Source organism: Microbacterium phyllosphaerae (assembly GCF_017876435.1).
Lineage (GTDB): Bacteria > Actinomycetota > Actinomycetes > Actinomycetales > Microbacteriaceae > Microbacterium > Microbacterium phyllosphaerae.
The window spans coordinates 1681029-1702830 of sequence record NZ_JAGIOA010000001.1 but is presented as its reverse complement, the minus strand read 5'-3'; the positions used below and the strand labels follow the sequence as shown (position 1 = coordinate 1702830).

Below are 21802 nucleotides of genomic sequence, written 5' to 3'. Positions count from 1 at the left end.
CATGGGCCCCCTGGAGTACACCGCGCGACTCGAGGAGCTGCCGCTGCGGCGCTCGGACGGCGTCGCGCAGGGCACGGTCTCGGCGTTCAGCTACGTCGTCGACGGCACGGCCACTCGCCCCGTGCTGTTCCTCACCAACGGCGGCCCCGGCGTGTCGTCGGTCTACCTGCACCTCAGCGGCATCGGCCCGTGGCGTGCACGGATCCCTCGCGACCCCGTGACCGACGGCGCTCCGCCCTACGGGATCGAGGCGAGTCCGTCGACGATCCTCGATGTCGCTGACCTGGTGTTCCTCGATGCACCGGGAACCGGTTTCGGATCGTTCGCCGAGGAAGCGGATGCATCGGCCTTCCGGTCCGTCGAGGGCGACGCCGACGCCATCGCCATCGCGATCTCCGAGTGGGTGAACCGACACCGCCGGTGGGACTCGCCGAAGTTCTTCCTCGGCGAGAGCTATGGCACGCAGCGCGCGGCTTTCCTCGCGACCACCGCGCACGGTGCGGACACCGCGCCCCTCGACGGCATCGCGCTGCTCGGGCAGGCCGTCAACATCCAGGAGACCCTCGACCGGCCGGGCAACGTCGTCGGCGCGCTCGCCAATCTGCCCTACAAGGCGGCGACCGCGTGGTTCCAAGGCGTCGGCTCGCGCGAGCACTCGACGGTCGACGACGCGATCGACGCCGCACTCCACTTCGCGCGCACCGACCTGGCGCTCGCGATGCTGCAGGGCGATGAGATCTCAGCATCCGCACTGTCGGAGACAGCGGCGAGGCTGTCCGGCATGATCGGCATCCCGACGCAGGAGCTGATCGATTCACGACTCTGGATCAGCAAGCAGGACTTCCGCGCACGGCTGCTGCGGGGCAGGACGCTGGGAGTCACAGACAGTCGCTATCAGTCGCGAGCCGGAGATCGCTCGTGGGGAGAGGGTGAGATCGACCCGTCTGATGTCGCGCTGTCGCCGAGGTATGCCTCCGGACTCGCTCAGCTGCTCGCCGAGGCGTTCCCTGACTCCCCCGATCGTCCGTACCGGATCGTCGACCCCGAGGCCGGCCGGAACTGGACGTGGGAAGACGAGGGCAGCGCGAGGTTCATCGCGATGGGCCGCCCCTCGCCGTTCCACACGTACCCGTACCCGGCACGGCTCTCGCAGTGGATGACGCAGATGCCCCGGTCGCGGCTCTTCATCGGCACCGGGGTCTACGACTCGCTCACGACCGTCGGCGCGGCCGACCACCTGCTGCGCCACTGGGACCTGCCGCGCGAGCGCACTGAAGCCCACCGCTACGAGGCCGGGCACATGATGTACAGCGACGCCGACGTCTCGGCCCGGCTCAACGCCGACCTCCGCGCGTTCCTCCAGCGCTGACGCGAGGGGCGAAGGGCTGTCTCAGCCCCGCAGCCGGTCGAGCGCGAAGGCAGCGAGCGCGGCCGACTGATCGGCCAGCACCGAGTCGTCGAACACGACGTGCGGCGAGTGGTTCGGTGCGGCCGTCTCGAGATCGACCTCTGCGGGCGTCGCGCGAAGGAACAGGAACGCACCCGGCACCTGCTCGAGCACGTACGAGAAGTCCTCCGACCCCATCACCGGATTCGGGGTCTCGAGCACCCGCTCCTCGCCGAACAGCCCGGCCAGCGTCGAGCGCACGGCGGCGACAGCGCTCGCGTCGTTGACGGTCGGCGGGCAGAGCACGGTGGTGTCGACCTCCGCGGTGCAGCCGTGAGCCGCGGCGATCTCGCGGGCGAGCACCGGCAGCTCCTCCTGCACCCGGGCGCTGCTCTCGTGCGAGAGCACCCGCACCGAGGCGACGAGGGTCGCGGTGTCGGAGATGATGTTGCGGGCGGGGCCGCCCGCGTGCACCTGGGTGACGCTGAGCACGACAGGGTCGAACACATCGAAGCGTCGTGTGACGAAAGTCTGCAGAGCCGTCACCAGCTCAGCGAGTGCCGGCACGGGGTCGCGGGTGAGGTGCGGCGCCGAGGCATGGCCGCCCTGACCGGTGATGGTCACCTCGACCTCGATCGCTCCGGCCATGAGAGCACCGACGCGGGTCGAGAAGATCCCGTACTCCCCCGGCACCACGTGAATGCCGAAAGCCGCGACAGGGGTCGATCCGGTGAGCTTCAGCAGACCCTCGTCGATCATCCGCTTCGCACCGTCGCCGATCTCCTCACCCGGCTGGAACATCAGCAGCACGTCGCCGTGAAGCTCCTCCCGACGGGCGGCCAGCAGGTGAGCGGCGCCGACGAGACCGGCGACGTGCAGGTCGTGCCCGCACGCGTGCATCCGCTCTCCCGAGGCGGCGTAGTCGAGTCCGGTGTCCTCGGTGAGCGGCAGGGCATCCATGTCGGCGCGCAGCAGCACCGTCGGGCCGGGGTGCGCGCCGCGAACGACCGCGGCCACGGAGCTCAGGCCGGTGCCGCACCGTGTCTCGAGCTCCCACGGTTCGAGGGCATCGAGCACTCTCTGCTGAGTTCTGGGCAACGCGAGTCCGAGTTCGGGGTCGGCGTGGATGGCGCGGCGCAGGGCCACGAGTTCGGGAAGGAGGCCCCGAGCATCGTCGAGCAGGGTCATTCAGTGTCCGATCGAGTGGAGGAGGCTGTCGGTTCCCGCGTTCTGGATGCGCGGGATCGCGGCGACGAGCGCCTGTGTGTACGGATGCACCGGGTGCGAGACGATCGCGTCGGCGTCACCGTACTCGACGATCTCGCCGTTGCGCATGACCGCCGTCGTGTCGGCGATGTAGCGGACCGCGGCGAGGTTGTGCGTGATGAACAGCACCGAGAGCTCGAGCTCGCGCTGCAGCTCGCGCATGAGGTTGAGCACCGCACCCTGCACCGAGGCGTCGAGGGCCGAGGTGATCTCGTCGGCGATGATCAGTCGCGGTTTCACGGCGAGACAGCGTGCGATGGCGACGCGTTGCCGCATGCCTCCGGACAGGCTCGACGGATGCAGCTCCGAGACCCCGGGCTTGAGCCGGACGAGTTCGAGGAGCTCCTTGACTCCGGCGGCGCGAGCGCGCGCGTTGCCCGCTCCGTGAGTCGCGAGGGCCTCATCGAGGGTCTCTCCGACCGACATGCGCGGATTGAGCGAGGAGTACGGATCCTGGAAGATCATCTGCACGTCGCGGGCATGTGCACGGCGATCGCGGCGGCCGACCGCGAGGTCTGTGCCGTCGAGCAGGATGCGCCCCGAGGTCGGCTTCTGCAGCCCGGCGACGGTGCGCGCGACGGTCGATTTTCCCGAACCCGACTCGCCGACGAGCCCCACCGTCGTGCCGTGCGGCACGGTGAGCGACACGTCGTCGACAGCGTTCACGGCGTGGTGGCCTCGACCGAACGTGACCACGAGGTTCTCGATGACGAGATCAGCCATCATGCACCCGCCTTCTCGAAGGAGTCTTCGTGGACGCCCGCATCCTGATCCTGCGGATGCCAGCACGCCACACGTCCGGAGCCGTGGGCCACGAGCTGCGGCGTCTCGGTGCGGCACACCTCGGTCGCGAAGGCGCAGCGTGGTGCGAATCCGCATCCCACGACCGGCAGCGAGAGATCCGGCGGCTCACCGGGGATCGTCGCGAGCGGAGCGGTGCGATCGGTGTCGAGGTCGGGGAGCGACTCGGCGAGCGCCCGCGTGTAGGGGTGCGCGAGGAGCTCGGGCTCGGCGAGATGACGCACGTCGACATCCTCGACGATCCGGCCTCCGTACATCACGAGGATCCGCTGGCACAGCTCGGCGAGCACCGCGATGTCATGCGACACGACGATCGCGGCAGCGCCCGTCTCCTCGCACTCTCGACGCAGCAGAGCGAGCACGCGCTGCTGCACCGTGACGTCGAGGGCCGTCGTCGGCTCGTCGGCGATGATCAGTCTCGGCTTGCCGATCTGCGACATCGCGATCAGTGCGCGCTGACGCATGCCTCCGGAGAACTCGTGCGGGAACTGCTTGGCACGGCGGCTCGGATCGGTGATCGACACGGCCGCGAGGGCCTCGACGGCCGCGGCATCGGCATCCTTGCGCGATGCGCCCTGGTGCACCCGCGGAACCTCGGCGAGCTGCGTGCCCACGCGGAGCGCGGGGTTGAGAGCTGTCAGAGAGTCCTGGAAGACGACGCCGACGCGGGTACCGAGCTTCTTCGCCGCACGTTCGTCCGAGAGACCCGCGAGCTCCTCACCGGCGAAGCGGAGCCGCTGCGCACTGACCGCGGCACCTGCCGGCGCGAGCTGCGCGATCGCCATCATCGTCACGCTCTTCCCGCTGCCCGATTCGCCGACGACGCCGACGATCTCGCCGGGGGCGATGCGGAACGAGACGTCCTGCACCGGACGAACCCAGCCGTGCTCGCCGGGGAACGAGACGCTGAGACCTGCCACTTCGAGGAGCGGCTCGACGTCGTCGGTGGGCTCCTCCGCGACGCCCGTCGCATCGACGCGGGTCGGATCGCCGAGTTCGCGCGCCGAGAGCGTGCGCGCCCGGCCTCGACCGCGCATGTGCGAGGCGAGCGCCTCACCGAACATGCCGAACATGATGCCGGCGACCACCACCATCACGCCGGGGCCGACGATCGCCGACGGTTGGCTGTAGACCTGCTCGAAGCCCTCGCTGAGCAGGCGGCCCCAGTCGTACTCGGGTGGCTGCACACCGACCCCGAGGAAGCTCAGGCTCGACAGCGCGAGCAGCCCGCCGCCGATCGAGAGCGTCACGTTGACGATCACGGGTTCGGCGATGTTCGGAATGATGTACCGGGTGAACTGACGCGTCTTCGACACACCGAGCAGGCGGGCCGCTGCGAGATACTCCGAGCCGCCGACGCGAGACGACAGGGTCTGCGCCAGACGGGCGAACGACGGGGTCATCGTCAGGGCCAGCGCGATCACCGCGGTCGTGGATCCGGTGCCGAGCAGGATCACCGTGAGCATGGCCACGAGCAGCACCGGGAACGCGAGCCAGGTGTTGATCACCGACCCGAAGAGGCGTTGCACGCGGGCACCCGCGACCACCGGCAGCGCGCCGAGGATGAGCCCTGCGACAGCACCCATCGCGGTCGCCGCCAGCGCCATCACGAGTGACAGGCGCGTCGCCACGAGCGTGCGCAGCAGCAGATCGCGGCCGAGCGCATCGGTGCCGAGCAGGTGCTCCGCACTCGGAGGCTGCAGCAGGTCGGCCGGAGACGGGGTCTCGGCCTGCGTTCCCCAGAGCATGGGAGCGATGACGGCGAGAAGGGCGAAGATCGCGATGAAGGTCAGGGAGATCAACGCCATCGGTGACTGCAGCAGCCAGGAACGACGCCGGTGTGCGGAGGTCATGCGGTCTCCAGAATGGTCGTGCGACGGTCGAGGACGGCGAGGACGATGTCGACCAGCAGGTTCACGACGAGGATGATCGCCGCGTAGACGATGGCGAGGCCCTGCACGATGCCGTAGTCCTTCGTGAGGATGGCCTGCACGAAGGCGCTGCCCATGCCCGGCCAGTTGAAGACCCGCTCGACGAGCACGCTTCCGGCGATCATCGTCGCCAGCAGTGCGCCGCCGAGAGTCAGTGTCGCGGTGAGCATGTTCGGCAGCGCGTGCCGGAAGTAGATCATCGCGGCGGGCAGCCGCTTCGATCGCGCGGTGCGGATGTAGTCGTCGGTGAGCACGTTCATCGCCTCGACACGGGCGATGCGCGACAGAGAGGCCGAGGCGCCGAGAGCGAGGGCGAGGACCGGAAGGATGAAGGACTGCGGCCCGCTCATTCCGGCGACGGGGAGCATCGGGATCGTGATCGCGAACACCATGAGCAGCACGACGCCGATCAGGTACTCGGGCACGGCGGCGAAGAAGCCGGTGACCGAGGTGAAGGCAAGCTCGACCGGACGGCGCCTGTTGCCGACGGTCAGGATCGCGATCGCGAGCCCCAGCGGAATGGCGATGAGCAGGATCACGATGAACGCGATCCCCGCGAGCTGCACCGTCGCGGGGAGCCGGAACTCGACGAGCTCGTTGACCGATCGCCCGGTGATGAGAGAGACGCCGAGATCGCCCCGAAGCACGATGCCCGTCAGGTAGTCCCAGAACTGCACGATCAGCGGATCGTCGAGCCCGAGCTGCGCGCGGCGCTCAGCCACCACGGATGCCGGCGCGGTGGGGCCGAGCGCGGCCCGCACCGGGTCTCCGCCGGCAGCGCGCAGCACGACGAATGCCGCCGTCACGATCACGAGCATCGCGATGAGCATCCGGCCTACTCGCCGAAGGAGGAAGGGGACCCAGCGCCCGCCGCCGTGGCGACCACCCCGAGGGGTGGCCACCACGACGGTCTTCGGCCGCGTCACGATCTGCGACGTCATACGGTCACTCTGTCACGCGGATCGTGGTGGGAGCGAGGATGCTCTTCGACATCCCGAACTCCACTCCCACGCCGTAGAAGGTCGACGTCGACGAGTAGACCGGCAGCACCTCGAGGTTGCTGAAGAGCGAGTCCTGCGCCGCCTGCCACGCGTCGCACGAGTCGGCGCCGGCGAGTGCCTGAGCCTCGCCCACCAGGTCGAAGTACTCCTGGTTGGCGTTGTAGGTCCAGTTGCCGCCGTTCGGCGGGAAGTCGCCTCCGAGGATTCCCGCCCAGTCGCTCGGCAGACTCGTGAAGATCGGCGCCCAGACGATGTCCCAGTCGCCACCCGAGAAGATGACGTCGGTGTACGCGGCCGAGGGGGTCGGCTTCGCGTCGACACCGATCTTGGCGAACTCGGTCTGCAGCAGCTCGATCGCCGCGGTGACTCCCTGGCTCTCCGACGCCGGGTAGAGCATCAGGATGGAGAGCGGCTTGCCGTCTTTCGCGCGGATGCCGTCGGCACCCTCGACCCAGCCGGCCTCGTCGAGTGCGGCCGCGGCCGCCTCGACGTCGTACGACGGGATCGCCGACGAGCTGTCCATGGTCGTGCACGCGGCGCCGAACTCCGACACGAGTGTCGTGATCTGCTCTCCGCGTCCTGCGGACGCGACGGGGCCGACGGCCTCGCGGTCGACAGCCTGAGCGAGCGCCTCACGCACGGCGAGGTCGTGGCCGACACGTCCCTCGGCCTGGTTGAAGAAGATCAGACCGGGTCGCAGCGGCACCTCGAGCTCTGTCGCGAAGTCGGTCGATCCGAGACGATCACGCTCGCTGCCGCCGACCTCGGCGATGTTCGCCTCGCCGGTCTGCAGCAGGTTCGCCGCCGTCGAGTCGCTCTCGATGATCGACACCTCGACAGTGGCGGGAAGACCCTCGGTCTTGCTCGTCGTGTCGTCGACGCCCCACGCGTAGTCGTCGCGCAGCGCGAACGTGTAGGACTGTCCAGGAGACGAGTCCTCGAGCGAGTAGGCACCCGTGCCGTGCAGCTCGGTGTCGAGCACCGAGGGGTCGGCGAGTCCGGAGGCGCACACGATCGGCAGCGCGCCGATGGTCTCCGCGAGGAAGCTCTGGGCGTTCGCACTCGTGAACGTCACCGTGTTCGCGGCGTCATCCGCCTCGATCGTCAGCCCCTCCGCAGGGAAGTAGACGCCCTTGTACGGAGAGCCCGTCTCATCGGCCGCGGCGTACTCGAATGTCGACTTCACGTCGGTCGCGGTGAGCGGTTCGCCGTCGACGCAGAGGATGCCGTCTTTCAGAGTGAACTGGACGGTGGTGGTGGTGGCCTCCCACGAGTCCGCGAGCAGCCCCTTCGGCTCTGCTCCCGTCGGGTAGAAGAGCAGCGACTCGTATCCGAACGTGGACACGGACTCACTGGCGTTCGTCGCGTTCGTGATGGGGTTCAGCGTTCCTGGATCCGACTGCACGGCGAGCTTGATCGTCTGCGGCCCCTCTCCCCCGGGCTGCGCCGTTGCGGCACAACCGGACAGGGCAAGGGCCGTCACGCCGACGGCGGCCGCGGCGACAATGCTGCGTCTCATGGTGTCCTCTCTCACGGGTTCCGCGGGGTGCGGTTCAACCCAATTGAATGTTATGAATTACTTTTTATAGGTTCGTGTCAGCGGTGTTTCGGGTATGTAACTGATCACGAGTCGTCGCCGATGAGGGCAGCAGCGCCCATCACCGACTTGAGTTCGAGAAACTCCTCGAAGCCGTGAACGCCGCACTCCCGGCCGATCCCCGACTGTTTGTACCCCCCGAAGGGCGCACCCACGTCGAGTCCCGCGCCGTTGATGCCGACGGTGCCCGTTCGCATGCGCAGAGCGACATCGAGGGCGCGTCGAGGGTCACTCGACCAGACGCCACCCGACAGCCCGTACACACTGTCGTTCGCCAGATCGACAGCCTCATCGATCGTGGCGTACGAGGTGATCGTGAGCACCGGTCCGAAGACCTCCTCGTGGAAGATCTGCATCTCGGGTGTCACATCGGTGAAGATCGTGGGCTGCACATAGGCGCCGCCTGCCGTCGGTTCGACGATATCGAGGCCGCCGGTCAACACGCGTGCGCCCTGCATGATCGCTGTCGCGATGTGAGCCTGCACGCGATCGCGCTGCAGCGTCGATGCCACGGGGCCCGTCGCCGTGCCCTCGTCCTTCGGGTCACCGGGAGCCCAGCCCGCCGCGACCTCGACGGCGGCGGCCTGCCATGCCTCGACCAACTGCTCAGGCACCAGCACCCGAGTCTGTGCGGCGCAGGTCTGTCCGGCGTTGGCGAAACAGGAGGCGAGCACCGACCGCACCGAGTCCTCGAGCGGCGCGTCGTCGAGCACGATGGCCGCCGACTTGCCGCCCAACTCCAGCGCGACCTTCTTGATGGTCGCGGCCGCCTCTCTGGCGACACTCTCCCCGACCACGCGAGATCCGGTGAACGTCACCATGTCGACGCCGGGGTGGGAGACCAGCGGAGCGCCGACCCCCACCCCGTCACCGTGGACGATGTTCACGACACCCGCCGGCAGCGCGATCTCGCGGAGGATCTCCCCCACGATCGCAGCGTTGAGGGGCGCGACCTCACTCGGCTTGAGCACGACGGTGCACCCGGCGAGGATCGCCGCACCGACCTTGAGCATGATCTGGTGCAGAGGGAAGTTCCACGGCGTGATCGCGGCGACCACGCCGACCGGCTCGGCGATGACGAGCGAGTTCGAGACGGACTCGCGCTCGACATGCATGCGTGCCGCATCGACGAGCTGCGCGAGATCGGCGATCGCGACCCCGACCTGCGCCGCTCGCGCGAAAGCGATCGGCGACCCCATCTCGGCACTGAGTGTCGCGGCGAGTCGCTCGCGGTGACGGTCGAGCCCCGCGGCGATCGCCTCGACATGAGCGATCCGCTCTGACATCGGTGTGGTCGACCAAGGGCCGAACGCGGTCGTGGCCGCCGCCACCGCCCGGTCCACGTCCGCAGCATCACCCGCCACGACGGCACCGATCACGGTGCCGTCCGCCGGATCGACGACATCGATCGAGGCGCGCCCTGCGGCATCCTCTCTGATGCCTGCGATGTCGTGGCCGATGATCATGTCAGACCCCTGCCCGTTCGATCAGGTGCGACCCCGGAGCGAGGGGCGCGGGGCGCGGCACGCCCTCGTGGATGAGATGCCACGGAGAGGGGAACTCCCCCACCGGGACGTTGATCAGGATCGGCTCGTTCGCGGGGATCGCGTCGGCGAGCACGCCGGCGAGCTCCTGCGGGGTGAACGCCTGAGCGGAGCGGATGCCGAACGCGTCGGCGAGCACCCCGTAGTCGGGGTTCGTCAGATCGCTCGCGAAGTAGCGTGCGCCGTAACGGTTCTTCTGGATGCGACGCACGTTGCCGTAGAACCCGTCGTGGAAGACGATCGTCACGAGCCCGAGGCCGTAGCGTTTGGCGGTGGAGAGCTCCTGGAGCGTCCACGAGAACCCGCCGTCTCCGTTCACGGAGACGACCGCCCTCGACGGGTCTGCTGCCTTGACGCCGAGGGCCGTCGCGAAACCGTAGCCCAGGGTGCCCTGGTACCCCGGGCCGATGTAGGTGCGCGGCTGGTACGCCGGGTAGCAGGCGCTGGCCGCGTAGCCCACCTGCGTGAACTCACTGACGAAGACGCCGTCGTCGGGCAGCGCGGCGCGGATCGTCGAGAGGTACTCCCGCTGCGGAGCGATGTCGTCGAACTGCTCGCCGAGCCACGAACGCACACGGGCGAATTCGCTCTCGCGAGAGCCGCGGGTCGGCCGCCCGACCTCTGCGGCGAGCGCTGAGAGTGCGAGGCGGGCATCGGCGTGGAGCTTCTGCACGGCGGCGCGAGGGGCGCCGAGATCGGCTTCCTCGGCGTTGATGAGGATCACCGGAGCACCGTTGGTGTCGACCTGCGTGCCGAACGTCGAGACGAAGCGCGTGCCGACGGCGAGTACGAGGTCGGCGTCCTGGCGGAAGGCGCGGAGCGCGAGCGAGTCGAAGGCGAGACGGTGGCGGGCGTCGAGCGCACCGCGCCCGTTCTCGGTCATCAGCACCGGGGCCTCGAGCGCTTCGGCGAGCGCCTGCAGCGCGACGGACGCGTTCGAGGCGAGCACTCCACCTCCGACCACGATCATCGGACGCTCGGCGGCGGCGAGCAGGGCCGCCGCGGCCCGGATCTGCTGCTCGTCCGGCACGAGTGGGGCGGCGGCGACGTTCTCGGCGGCGACGGCCCGCGACGTGGCGGCGAGCACATCCGGCGGCACCTCGATGGCGACGGGACGCGGGCGGCCGCTGCGCAGCTGCACGAATGCCTCACGCACGAGTCCGGGGATCTCGTCGGCCGAACGGGCTGTACCCGTCCATTTGGTCAGGCGCTCGAGGATACCGGTCTGGTCCGGCAGCTCGTGCAGAGCGCCGAGTCCGCGACCGATCGCCTTCGAGTCGATCTGTCCGGCGATCAGGAGCATCGGCGAGTTCGCCGAGTAACCGGTCGCGACACCCGACAGGGCGTTGAGCACTCCGGGGCCGGGGACGACCATCGCGACGCCGACCTCTCCGGTGCTGCGCGCATAGCCGTCTGCCATATAGGTCGTCGCCTGCTCGTTGCGTGCGCAGATGAAGTCGACCTGGTCGGTACGGGACTGGAGCGCGTCTGCGGCGGCATCGAGCTGCACGCCCGGAATGCCGAAGATCGTCGAGACGCCCTGATTGATCAGGGAGACGGCGAGCAGATCGCCACCGGTGGGGTCGGTCATCTGGTTCCTCTCATGAGCAGCATTGCGAGATTGACTGTATTAGATACATTCAATTACTGCAAATAGCAGATTTCCCTCGTGTCACACCCTCGCCGCGTCACGCGCTCCCTAGGATGTGAAGGATCCGCTCCACCTCCCCGACCTCGACCGAAGGACAACCGTGGCCAACACCCAGGACGACGCACGCACCTTCCAGCGTGTCGCGCCGGCACAGTCCGTGGCAGACAGGGTCGTCAGCGAGGTCGAGGCCATGATCAAGGCCGAGGAGCTCTCCCCCGGCCACCGGATCGGCACGAGGCAGGAGCTGTGCGAGCAGTTCGGCGTCGCGCCCGCCACCCTCGGAGAGGCCCTCCGCGTGCTCCGAGCCCGCGGTTCCGTCGACCTCCGCCCCGGCCCCGGCGGCGGCATCTTCGTCGCCGACCAGTCGCCTCTCATCCGACTCGCCCACAGCGTGCTGCGGCTCCGCCAGACCGGCGCCCCCGTGCACGATGTGGTCAAGGTGCTCGACGCTCTGGACGAGGCCGTCATGGGCGATGCCGTCGTGCATCGCACCGACGCCGACATCGCCGACCTCGATGCGCTGATGGCCGAGATCGCCGACCACTGGCACGACCCTGTCGAAGGTCTGCACGGCAACTGGCGCCTGCACCGGCGAATCGCGGAGATCTCACCGAACGCGGTGCTCCGCACGTTCTACCTCAACCTCGTCGACTACATCGAGGGCGAGACCAGCGGAAGCACCGACGACGCCGACCTGTCTGTACCGGGGTTCCGCCCCGACACCGACGAGCGTCTGCACATCCACACCGCGCTGGTCGAAGCCATCCGCTCAGGCGATGTCGAAGCCGGCCGCAAGGCCGTACTCGACCACCGCACGCTCGGGCGCTGACCGCGAGCTACTGCGCCTCGGTGCCGACGTGGCGCAGCGCCAGAGCGGCGAGCGCGGCTGCCTGATCTCCCAGCACCCCGTCGTCGAACACCGCTCGTGGCGAGTGGTTCATCTCGGCGTCGGCCGGATCGATCCCCGCAGGCGTCGCCCCCAGGAACACGAAGGCACCCGGCACCTCGGCGAGCACGAACGAGAAGTCCTCCGAGGCCATGACCGCAGCGGCCAATCGCTCGACGCGGTCGTGCCCGAACTCGGCGCCGAGAGCATCGATCGCGCCCGCAGCCTCCGGAGCGCTGTTCACGGTCACCGGATACCCCACGATCACCTCTGTCACCGCTGAGCACCCATGCGCCGCCGCGATGCGCGACGCCAGCACCGGGATCTCGCGTTGGGCTCTCACCACGGCGTCGCCCGAGACCGTTCGCAGTGTGGCCCCCAGCCCCGCCTCATCGGGGATGACGTTGATCACCTCGCTCGCGTGCAACTGCGTCACCGTGAGCACGACCGGGTCGAACACGTCGAACCCGCGCGTCACCCATGCCTGCAGCGCGAGGACGATCTCGGCGACGACCGGCACCGGATCCACAGCCTGATAGGGCCTGGATCCATGACCGCCCTGACCTCTGACTCGGATGCGCACCGAGTTCGCGCTCGCCATCAACCCTCCTGCCCTCGTCTGGAAGACACCGGGCATTCCGGGCATGACATGGATGCCGTAGGCGGCCGCGACACGCGACCCCGCCGCATCCAGCACGCCGTCACGGATCATGAGCGGCGCGCCGCCGCCCGCCTCCTCGCCCGGTTGGAACATGAAGACCACGGAGCCCGAGATCTGCTCACGTCTGCTCGCCAGCAGTCGTGCCGCGCCGACGAGCCCTGCGATGTGCAGATCGTGCCCGCATGCGTGCATGGCACCGTTCGTCGACGCATAAGGCAGTCCGGTCTGCTCGACGATCGCGAGCGCATCCATGTCCCCACGCAGCAGCACCGACGGCCCCTCCGATGCACCCTGCAGCACGGCGGTCACCGAACCGAGATCGCTGCCCGTGGTGATGTCCAGCCCGAGCGGCGCAAGAGCGTCGAGGACGGTCCGCTGCGTCTCAGGCAGCGCGAAGCCCACTTCGGGGTGCGCGTGCAGTCGTCGCCGCAGCGCGACGAGATCCGGCTGGAGGACCGCGGCATCCTCGCGGAGTGAGCTCATCCGCCGGCCTCCGCGGCGTGCACCTCGACGCCGTCGATGAACACCCTCAGCACCCGCGAGGCCACGTCCAACGGGTCACCCGACCAGATGACGACGTCGCCGTCGCGGCCGACATCGAGCGCCCCGGTGCGGTCATCGATGCGCACGATCTCGGCTGCAGACGACGTCATCGCGGCGATGGCCGCGGCCCGCGGAAGACCGGCCCGCACCGCGACAGCGGCCTGCAGCGCGAGGTGTCCGATCGGCACGACCGGATGGTCCGTGGTCAACGCGATGCGCACTCCCGCGGCGGCGATCGTGGCGAGGTTCGAGGGATCCGCCTCGCGCACCTCGACCTTCGAACGGCTCGACAGGATCGGGCCGAAGATCACCGGCACATCGCGCTCGGCCAGCACCTCGGCGAGCTTATGTGCCTCGGTGCCGTGGTTGAGCACGAGCCGGAGCCCGAACTCGTCCGCGATCCGCAGCGCCGTCGCGATGTCGTCATGACGATGCACGTGCTGGTCCCAGCTGAGCTCGCCAGAGAGGGCGCGCACCAACGCCTCCTTGCCGAGATCGCGGGCGAACGGCGTGCCGTCGTCCCCGGCTTTCGCACGGCGCACCGCATAGTCCTGGGCATCCAGGAGGGCCTGACGGATGACATAGGCGATACCGAGTCGGGTCGCCGGCATCTGCGAGCGTTTGCCGTAGGTCTCCTTCGGGTTCTCACCGAGAGCCGACTTCACGCTGACGTCGGCACGCACCACGCGGGCATCGACCGTGGGACCTCCGCCGGTCTTGATCGCCACGCTCTGCCCGCCGATCGGATTGCCCGATCCCGGTTTGACGACCACGGTCGTCACTCCCCCGGCCAGAGCATCACGGAAGGCGATGTCCTCGATGTTGATCGCGTCGATCGCCCGCACTCCCGCCGTGTTGGGCGACGTCACCTCGCTGCCGTCGAATCCCGCTGCCCCGTTCGCCTCCTCGTGCGCGCCGATGTGGCTGTGCGCATCGATGAGCCCGGGGAGCACCCAGGCACCGGAGGCGTCGATCGTGCGCACATCGTCCGGCACCTCGACATCGATGCCGACGCCGCTGATGCGGCCGCCCTGCACGAGCACGGTCGCACCCTCGATGTCGTCGCCGAGCCCGGTCACGACCCTCCCGCCGATGATCGCCACGTCCGCGGTCATGCGCGCCCTCCCACATCGGTGTCTTCGGTCTCCGCATCGTCGCGTTGCGGCAGCTGCGCGACCCGCTCCCACAGATCGTCGGGGTCGATCCCCACGATTCCGTCGGCGGGGTCCACCCGCACGATCACTCCGTCCGTGCACTCGGGGATGCCGTGCAGGTCGACGATCGGGTCGTCCACCCACACCCAGGGCAGCGCTCCGGCGTACTCGCGGATGATCCGCAGCTTGTCGAACTGCACCGGCAGGAACGGCCAGGGCTCATCCGGCAGATCGAGGGCGTCGCGAAAAGCAGTGTGCGCGTTGTGTCCCCACTCCGAGGCCCAGACGATCTCGAATCGCGCGGCGAGTTCGGCCAGACGCTCGGGGGCTGCGTCCGGGATGGCCACGTCGCGCACCCAGCGACCCCACGCCGAGAGATGATGCGTGGACACGGGTACAGCAGCCTCTCCTTCGAGCACCACGACGCCGCTGATGCCGAGCACGAGCAGCGGTCGATCGCCTCGCGGCGGGCGCGCCGTGTACTTGGCCATCTCAGTCGTCCACGGCCTCGGCGAGCAGCGGAGCGTGCGCCTCACCCTCGAAGTAGTTGCCTCCCTCGATACGCACCAGGCGCTCGGACTCATCGAAGAAGACGCCGACCGGGTCGCCGCCACCGGCGACCGCCCTGTGCTGCTTCGCCATCATCCGTCGGATCATCGCGATGCCCTGATCGGTCGTCGTGAGGTGGTCCTCGGAGTGCAGCGAGATCGAGCCCTGCGACTTCTGCGCCTCATAGTCGCCGGGGAGTCGCTGGTGTTCGAGCTCCGTGAGCTCCTTCCAGGGCTTGCCCTCGTGCGTGGACCGCAGTTTCGCGAGGAAGTCGGAGTCCTCGTCCCGTGCCACCGTGAAGATGCGGAAGTTCGTGTCATCCATCGGCACGACCCATCCGATCATGTTGGTCTGCCCCGAGCTGAGCTTCGGGCTCGCCACCACGCGCAGGTTCGGGAAGATCACCTCGGTGACCCGTCGCAGCTGGCGGCCGTCGCCGAGCTCGCGCATCTGGATCGATCGCACGCCCAGCGGGGTGTACTCGTAGCTGACCTCCGGAATCAACGCCATCTCGGGAGTGAACTGGTTTCCGCTGAAGCGCGCGTGCAGGATCGGCACGTGGAAGGGGTCCATGACGTTCTCCCAGTGCTGCAGCCAGTTGAAGTCGAGCTGCGCGGGGCCTCCGCCGCCGACGCCCTGGTCGTTCACGATCAGCTGCTCTCCGGGCGCGAGTTCTTCGAGCGTGTCGTAGCGAGGCAGAACCGGCTTCCTGTCGGGCGGACCCATGTAGGCCCAGAGCAGTCCGTACTGCTCTTCGACGGGGTACCAGGGCTGGCGCACGCGATCGCGGTGCAGCCCGAGGTCGGGTTCGCAGGGCTGCTCGAGGCAGTGGCCCTCGGTGTCGAAGACCCAGCCGTGATAGCAGCAGCGGATGCCCTCGTCTTCGACCCCGCCGTAGAACAGCGAGGCTCCGCGGTGGATGCAGCGAGGGTGCAGGAGACCGGGTTTCCCTTTCCTCGTGCGGAAGAGCACGAGCTCCTCACCGAGTACCCGCAGCGAGATCGGGCGCGTCGTCGCGTCCTCGACCTTCGCCACCGGATGCCAGTAGCGGCGCAGGACCTCGCCGTAGGGGGTGCCTGGCCCCACCTGCGCGAGCTCGTTCAGGGGCTGGCCCAGGCGAAGGCCGTATGCGGTGCCGGTGTCCATGGTGTCTCCGTTTCGGATGTCAGATGTCGAGGACGAGCTTGCTGTCGAGCGATCGGGAGACGCAGATCATCATGGTCTCGTTGCTCTCCCGCTCGTCCGGAGTCAGGATCGAGTCGCGGTGCTCGGGGGCACCGTCGATCACCGTGGTCTCGCAGGTGCCGCAGACGCCCTCGAGACACGAGCTCGGTACGCCGATCCCCGCCTGTTCGAGCATCTCGAGGATGCTGCAGCCGCGCTCGACGGTGACGATGAGTCCCGAGGCACTGGCCTCGACCTCGAACGTGTCCGCGCCCTGGGATTCCCCGTACACCTTGGCCTGGAAGCGCTCGAGGTGGAGGGCGCCCTGGGGCCAGGTCGCGCTGAGGGATTCGAGCTCGTCGAGCATGCGGGCGGGGCCGCACGCATACACGCCGGTGCCGTCGGGCACACTGCCGATCCACGCCGCGAGGTCGAGACGATCGTCACGATCACGACTGACCAGCAGCGCGCTCTCTGCGGTCAGATGGGGCGCGGCGGCGAAGGCCATGCCGTCAGAACGGGTGCCCAGGTACGCCAGACGCCAGGGCGCGCCCCGGCGTTCGGCCTCGGCGATCATCGGCAGGATCGGCGTGATGCCGATGCCGCCCGCGACGAACACGAAGGAGGCCGCATCGCCGAGCTCGAAATGATTGATGGGGGCGGAGGCCGTGACCGGGTCGCCTGTACGCAGCGTCTGGTGCACGTAACGCGACCCCCCGCGGCTCGGAGTCTCGGAGAGCACCGCGACCCGCCAGAATCGGCGCTCGGCCGGGTCGGAGCACAGCGAGTACTGACGCTCGACGCCGTTGGCGAAACGCAGGTCGATGTGAGCGCCCGGAGTCCATGCGGGGAGCAGAGCCCCGGTCGGATCATCGAGCTCGAGAGAGAGCACATCCTGCGCCTCCCAGCGCATCGCCCGGACACGGAGGTCGAGGGTCAGCGGGGAGAGCTCGGGCGCGAACTGAGACACCGTCGTTCCACTCCTTCCGTCGTTCCGATCACCCCTGATCGAATTGACAACAATGGATATAGTCAATTGCGATACTATGAATCCCGCCCTGGACTGTCAAACGGGCGAAGAGAGAAAGGCGGAACGGATGTCGGAGTTGAGACTGCGCGAGGATCTGAGCGCGATCCCGGACTACAAGCCGGGCAAGGCGACGGCGCACACCGCGCCCGAGGTTCCCGTGTACAAGGTGTCGTCGAACGAGAACCCCTACCCGCCACTGCCGTCCGTCGCCAGTGCGATCGCCGACCGCATCACGCTCGTCAACCGCTACCCCGAGACCGCGGCCACCGCGCTCACCTCGATGCTCTGCGCGCGGTTCGACGTCACCCCGGCGAACGTCGTGCTGGGCAGCGGCTCGGTCGAGGTCGTGTCGCAGCTGATGCGCGCGACCGCCGGTGAAGGCGACGAGGTCATTTTCGCGTGGAGATCGTTCGAGGCCTACCCGATGCTGGTCAGGGCGGCCGGCGCGACCCCCGTCGCCGTCGCTCTCACGACCGACCACCGGCACGATCTCGACGCCATGCGTGAGGCGATCACCGATCGGACACGACTCATCATCGTCTGCAACCCGAACAACCCGACCGGCACGACCATCGGCGCCGAGGAGCTGACCGCATTCCTCGATGCGGTACCGGGCGACATCACCGTCGTGATCGACGAGGCCTACGTGCATTTCAACGAGCGTGCCGATTCACCCTCGGGGATCGAGTACTTCCGCCGCTACGCGAACGTCGCCGTCGCTCACACGTTCTCGAAGGCATACGGCCTGGCCGGCCTGCGGATCGGCTACGCGATCGCTCCGGAGCGTCTCGCGAACGCGCTGCGCAAGGTCGCGATCCCGTTCGGAGTGACAGATCTCGCCCAGGCGGCAGCCGTCGCCTCGCTGCACGCCGAAGAGGAGCTCTCGGCTCGCGTCGCCGATCTCGTCACCGAACGCGAGCGCGTCGTCGCGGCATTCCTGGCAGCCGGGATCGCCCTGCCCGAGACCCAGGCGAACTTCGTCTGGGTGCCTTTCGGCGATGCGACCACGGCCGCAGCCGAACTGCTCGAGCGTCACGGTCTGCTGGTTCGTCCGTTCGCGGGCGAGGGCTTCCGCGTGACGATCGCAGAACGAGAGGCGAACGACCTGCTCGTCGCGCTGGCTCCGGAACTCGCTGCGCTTGTCTCCCCCGTCTCCGTCGCCGTCGCCTGAGTCGCGGCCGACCACCCCTGACGTCCACGCGTCAGGGGTCAGCCGTCGAGGAAGCGAGTGAACCGCGCGAGAGCCCTGCGCACCGCTTCCTCGTCGGCTCCCGGCGCGAAGAGCTCCGGCGGGGTGCCGAGTGAGGCGCTCGCGTGCGTCCAGCATCCGACCACCCGGCCGTCCGAGACGATCGTCGCGCGCACCATGCCGTTCTTCCCCGGCCCGACCAGCGCGAGATGCTCGGGGGCGCAGACCGCCGTGCGGTCGGCGTACGAGATGTAGTACTCGTCGAAGGCTCCGAGCGCCAGCACACCCTCCGCGCCCGAAGAACGTCGTGGTCGGGCGGTCGAGACGTACACCCCGTCATCGATCTCCACGACTCTTCCGCGTGCGCGGGTGAGCGCCTCACGCGCCTGCCCGAGGGTGAGCCCGGACCACCAGGCGAAGTCGGCGACCCCGGCCGGACCGTGCCCGTCGACGTAGCGGACGAACAGCTCGGCGAGCGGGTCGTCCGGCGTCGAGTGTTCGCGGATGTGCTGCTCGACCAGCACGAAACGCTGTTCCCTTCCCACGCCGTCTCGCTCGACGACCGGCCCCTGACAGATCAGACCGTCGAGGGTCAGCTCGCTCAGCAGGTGGATGCCCCGCTGCCCGCTCGGGTCGATGCCGATACCGGAGAACACCTCGAACACCTCTGCCCGTGTCAGGCCGCCGTCGCGGAGTCGCGGCACCACGGCCTTCACGACCGCGGCCACCATCTCCCCCTCGATGCCGAGATCACGCCGCCTGCCCGCCGCCTGCTGGCGCTGTCGATCCGCCGTCACCGACAGCACCCAGCGGAGGTCGCGCGCGGGGATGATGTGCAGCGTGCCGCGCATGGTCCACGCCCGCACCAGCTCGCCCCGAGCGAAGGCGCGATCGACCGCACTCCGCGTCGGCTCACCGCGAGTGCGCGCGGCCAGAGCCCAGCGCCCCGCGACGAAGTCCTGGCTCTGTACCGCGAGCATGTGCGACGCGGCGTCGACCACCGTGCGTGCCGGCGCACTGAGTCGATGCGAACGGAGGCGCTCGGCGAGCACAGTCGCGGTCTTCATGCCCTCATCATGCCGGGCACCGCCGACATCGCACACTCAGCTGTGCAGCGTCACCTCTCGGCGCACGGGCAGCACGACGGGGTGCGAGCCCGCCATGACCTCGAGCACGCGGATCACCTGGCACGAGTACCCGTACTCGTTGTCGTACCAGACGTACAGCACGACGTCTCGGTCGTTCGCGATGGTCGCGAGTCCGTCGACGATCCCCGCACGGTGCGAGCCGACGAAGTCGGTGGAGACGACCTCGGGACTCTCCACGTAGTCGATCTGCTGACGCAGCTTCGAGTGCAGCGAGACCCGGCGCAGGTAGTCGTTCAGCTCGTCCTTCACGGCGGGCCGCTCGAGGCTCAGGTGCAGCACGGCGAGAGAGACGTCGGGGGTGGGCACGCGGATCGCGGATCCGGTGAGCTTGCCCTCGAGCTCGGGAAGCGCGCGGGCGACGGCCTTGGCCGCTCCGGTCTCGGTGATCACCATGTTCAGCACGGCCGAGCGACCTCGTCTGTCACCGCTGTGGAAGTTGTCGATCAGGTTCTGGTCGTTCGTGAACGAGTGCACCGTCTCGACGTGACCTCGGACGATGCCGTACGCCTCGTCGATCGCCTTGAGCACCGGCGTGATGGCGTTCGTGGTGCACGACGCCGCGGTGATGATGCGGTCGTCGGGGTCGATGGTGCCGTCGTTGATGCCGTGCACGATGTTCTTCAGCGCGCCCTTGCCCGGCGCAGTCAGCAGCACGCGAGCGACGCCGGTCGACTCGAGGTGGCGGCTGAGGCCCGCCTCGTCACGCCAGCGCCCGGTGTTGTCGACGACGATCGCGTCGTCGATGCCGTACGCGGTGTAGTCGATCGCCGAGGGGTCGTCGGAGTAGATGACCTGGATGCGGGTGCCGTTCGCGATGATCTGATCGGCCTGCTCGTCGACGGTGACGGAACCGGCGAACCGACCGTGCACCGAGTCGCGCAGCAGGAGGGATGCGCGCTTGACGAGATCGTTGTCCGACCCACGACGCACCACGATCGCCCGCAGACGCAGGCCGCTGCCGCCGCCGGTGTGCGCGATCAGGATGCGGGCGAGCAGCCGGCCGATGCGCCCGAAGCCGTAGAGCACGACGTCGGTGGGCTCAGCCGCGACAGCCCCGATCGCCGGGGCGAGCACGTCAGCGAGGTAGACGTCGAGAGGCAGGTCGCTGTCGGCGTGGCCCTCGACCAGGCGCGCAAGATCGAGGGACGACGCCCCGGGCGCGAGCTCGGCGATCGCCTCGAGCACAGCGAGCGTCTCGTCGAGGGGAAGCTGCCCGTGCCCGAGCTGCGCGACACGATCGTGCACCTCGACGATCCCCGTGGCCGAGAGCCCGAGCAGTCGGTGTCCGTGCAGTGAGGTGACCACGTCGTGGTCGCGCCTGAGCGCTCCGATGAGCGGGATCATCCGCTCGGCCAGCTCTTCGCTCGCCGTCCAGTCGTCATGGGGTGCGGCGGTTACGTTCATCTGCGTCCTTGCATGTGTGAGCGCGCCGAGGTCGCCGGCGCGCGAGATTGCCGGGTGAGCTTCGGGGGATGCGTCCAGGGTACGCGCCGAGCGCCGGTGTACCGAAATCGTCCGCGGCCCTCCTCGTTCACCTGCACGACAGGGAATCCTGGGAGCATCCGACGCGTTCTCCCCCACGCACCCCGCGTCGAAAGGCCCCCGATGTCAGACCGCTCCCGCCCGCCGGCATGGCCTCCGTTGCTGCTCGCGATCGCCCTCGAGGTGTCGGCGACACTGTCGCTCCGCGCCGCCGAGGGCGTCTCGCATCCGTTGTGGCTGATCCCCGTGGTGATCGGCTACACGGGGTCTCTGTGGCTGTTGTCGATCGTGCTCGACCGCGGCATGCCGGTGGGCGTCGCCTACGGCATCTGGTCGGCGATCGGCGTGGTGCTCACCGCGATCATGGGCACGGTGCTCTTCGGCGAGCTGCTGGGACCGGTGCAGATCATCGGGATAGGCGCGATCGTCGTCGGGGTGCTGCTCGTCGAGCTCGGATCCCACGCGCGCGAGTCCGCGCCGGAGGCTGCGTCATGACCTGGGTGCTGCTCGCGCTCGCGATCGCGAGCGAAGTCACCGCGACGCTCAGCCTTCGTGCCTCGGAGGGCCTTCGCCGCCGCCGGTGGATCCCGGTGATCGTAATCGGGTACCTCGCCGCGTTCACCCTGCTCGGCACGATCCTCGCGATGGGGATGCCGGTGGGCGTGGCCTACGGCGTGTGGGCCGCCGCCGGTGTCGCGATCACGGCGATCCTGGGCCGAGTGATCTTCAAGGATCACTTCTCAGTCCTGATGGCGATCGGCGTCGCTCTGATCGCTCTCGGCGTCGTGCTGATCGAGTTCGGCGGCACGCACTGACGC

The 21802-nt window shown here is 68.8% G+C and carries 19 protein-coding genes; 5 read left to right on the top strand and 14 right to left on the bottom strand.

From position 1 onward, the window contains the following. Position 1: 1 nt before the first annotated feature. Positions 2-1369, top strand: a complete 1368-nt coding sequence (locus tag JOF42_RS07885; RefSeq protein WP_210097360.1) for a S10 family serine carboxypeptidase-like protein — start codon at positions 2-4, stop codon at positions 1367-1369. A 21-nt stretch (positions 1370-1390) separates the two neighbouring features. Here JOF42_RS07885 and JOF42_RS07880 read toward each other — a convergent pair whose 3' ends face one another. The 7 genes from JOF42_RS07880 to JOF42_RS07850 all read right to left on the bottom strand — a co-directional run bounded on the left by JOF42_RS07880 (position 1391) and on the right by JOF42_RS07850 (position 11118). After that, entirely contained in the window at positions 1391-2575 is a 1185-nt protein-coding gene (locus JOF42_RS07880) for a M20 metallopeptidase family protein (RefSeq protein ID WP_210097359.1), read from the bottom strand. Next, positions 2576-3379 carry an ABC transporter ATP-binding protein gene (locus JOF42_RS07875; protein ID WP_210097358.1) on the bottom strand — a complete coding sequence of 268 codons (804 nt, stop codon included), beginning with the start codon at positions 3377-3379 and terminating at the stop codon, positions 2576-2578. It lies immediately after the preceding gene. Then, positions 3376-5307: a dipeptide/oligopeptide/nickel ABC transporter permease/ATP-binding protein gene (locus tag JOF42_RS07870; protein WP_210097357.1), complete on the bottom strand. Its 1932-nt coding sequence runs from the start codon at positions 5305-5307 to the stop codon at positions 3376-3378. The genes JOF42_RS07875 and JOF42_RS07870 overlap by 4 nt, the downstream gene beginning before the upstream one ends. After that, positions 5304-6326, bottom strand: coding sequence for an ABC transporter permease (locus tag JOF42_RS07865; protein ID WP_210097356.1), 1023 nt, complete (start codon positions 6324-6326; stop codon positions 5304-5306). Before JOF42_RS07865 ends, JOF42_RS07870 begins: the two co-directional genes overlap by 4 nt. A gap of 4 nt (positions 6327-6330) precedes the next feature. After that, a complete protein-coding gene (locus JOF42_RS07860) occupies positions 6331-7905 on the bottom strand; it encodes an ABC transporter substrate-binding protein (protein ID WP_210097355.1) in 1575 nt (524 codons plus the stop codon). Between the two features lie 104 nt (positions 7906-8009). Continuing rightward, complete coding sequence (locus JOF42_RS07855) at positions 8010-9449, bottom strand: aldehyde dehydrogenase family protein (protein WP_210097354.1); 1440 nt, start codon at positions 9447-9449, stop codon at positions 8010-8012. 1 nt (position 9450) lies between these two features. Beyond that, positions 9451-11118, bottom strand: a complete 1668-nt coding sequence (locus JOF42_RS07850; protein WP_210097353.1) for a thiamine pyrophosphate-dependent enzyme — start codon at positions 11116-11118, stop codon at positions 9451-9453. Positions 11119-11278: 160 nt separating this feature from the next. Here JOF42_RS07850 and JOF42_RS18195 point away from each other — a divergent pair, with 160 nt between their 5' ends. Then, positions 11279-12007 carry a FadR/GntR family transcriptional regulator gene (locus tag JOF42_RS18195; protein WP_210097352.1) on the top strand — a complete coding sequence of 243 codons (729 nt, stop codon included), beginning with the start codon at positions 11279-11281 and terminating at the stop codon, positions 12005-12007. Between the two features lie 7 nt (positions 12008-12014). Here the strand turns inward: JOF42_RS18195 and JOF42_RS07840 are convergent, their stop codons facing one another. Genes JOF42_RS07840 through JOF42_RS18190 form a run of 5 tightly spaced genes read right to left on the bottom strand, consistent with a single transcriptional unit; the run spans position 12015 to position 17105 of the window. Continuing rightward, the gene (locus tag JOF42_RS07840; RefSeq protein WP_210097351.1) at positions 12015-13208 is read right to left on the bottom strand and encodes a M20 metallopeptidase family protein; all 1194 of its coding nucleotides are present in this window, start codon (positions 13206-13208) and stop codon (positions 12015-12017) included. Then, positions 13205-14383 carry an amidohydrolase gene (locus JOF42_RS07835; protein WP_210097350.1) on the bottom strand — a complete coding sequence of 393 codons (1179 nt, stop codon included), beginning with the start codon at positions 14381-14383 and terminating at the stop codon, positions 13205-13207. The genes JOF42_RS07840 and JOF42_RS07835 overlap by 4 nt, the downstream gene beginning before the upstream one ends. Further along, positions 14380-14913 carry a hypothetical protein gene (locus JOF42_RS07830; RefSeq protein ID WP_210097349.1) on the bottom strand — a complete coding sequence of 178 codons (534 nt, stop codon included), beginning with the start codon at positions 14911-14913 and terminating at the stop codon, positions 14380-14382. Before JOF42_RS07830 ends, JOF42_RS07835 begins: the two co-directional genes overlap by 4 nt. 1 nt (position 14914) lies before the next feature. Next, the gene (locus JOF42_RS07825; RefSeq protein ID WP_210097348.1) at positions 14915-16117 is read right to left on the bottom strand and encodes an aromatic ring-hydroxylating dioxygenase subunit alpha; all 1203 of its coding nucleotides are present in this window, start codon (positions 16115-16117) and stop codon (positions 14915-14917) included. Positions 16118-16136: 19 nt separating this feature from the next. After that, positions 16137-17105: a PDR/VanB family oxidoreductase gene (locus JOF42_RS18190; RefSeq protein WP_210097347.1), complete on the bottom strand. Its 969-nt coding sequence runs from the start codon at positions 17103-17105 to the stop codon at positions 16137-16139. A gap of 127 nt (positions 17106-17232) precedes the next feature. On the opposite strand from JOF42_RS18190, the gene hisC reads away from it, so the two are divergent. After that, positions 17233-18336, top strand: a complete 1104-nt coding sequence (gene hisC, locus JOF42_RS07815) for a histidinol-phosphate transaminase (RefSeq protein WP_210097346.1) — start codon at positions 17233-17235, stop codon at positions 18334-18336. Between the two features lie 38 nt (positions 18337-18374). Here the strand turns inward: hisC and JOF42_RS07810 are convergent, their stop codons facing one another. Then, positions 18375-19421 (bottom strand): winged helix DNA-binding domain-containing protein, encoded by a 1047-nt coding sequence (locus JOF42_RS07810; RefSeq protein ID WP_210097345.1) that lies wholly within the window; start codon positions 19419-19421, stop codon positions 18375-18377. 36 nt (positions 19422-19457) lie between these two features. After that, complete coding sequence (locus JOF42_RS07805; RefSeq protein WP_210097344.1) at positions 19458-20906, bottom strand: glyceraldehyde-3-phosphate dehydrogenase; 1449 nt, start codon at positions 20904-20906, stop codon at positions 19458-19460. Between the two features lie 201 nt (positions 20907-21107). On the opposite strand from JOF42_RS07805, the gene JOF42_RS07800 reads away from it, so the two are divergent. Then, a complete protein-coding gene (locus JOF42_RS07800) occupies positions 21108-21479 on the top strand; it encodes a DMT family transporter (protein WP_210097343.1) in 372 nt (123 codons plus the stop codon). Then, positions 21476-21799 (top strand): DMT family transporter, encoded by a 324-nt coding sequence (locus JOF42_RS07795; RefSeq protein ID WP_210097342.1) that lies wholly within the window; start codon positions 21476-21478, stop codon positions 21797-21799. The genes JOF42_RS07800 and JOF42_RS07795 overlap by 4 nt, the downstream gene beginning before the upstream one ends. Positions 21800-21802: the final 3 nt, after the last annotated feature.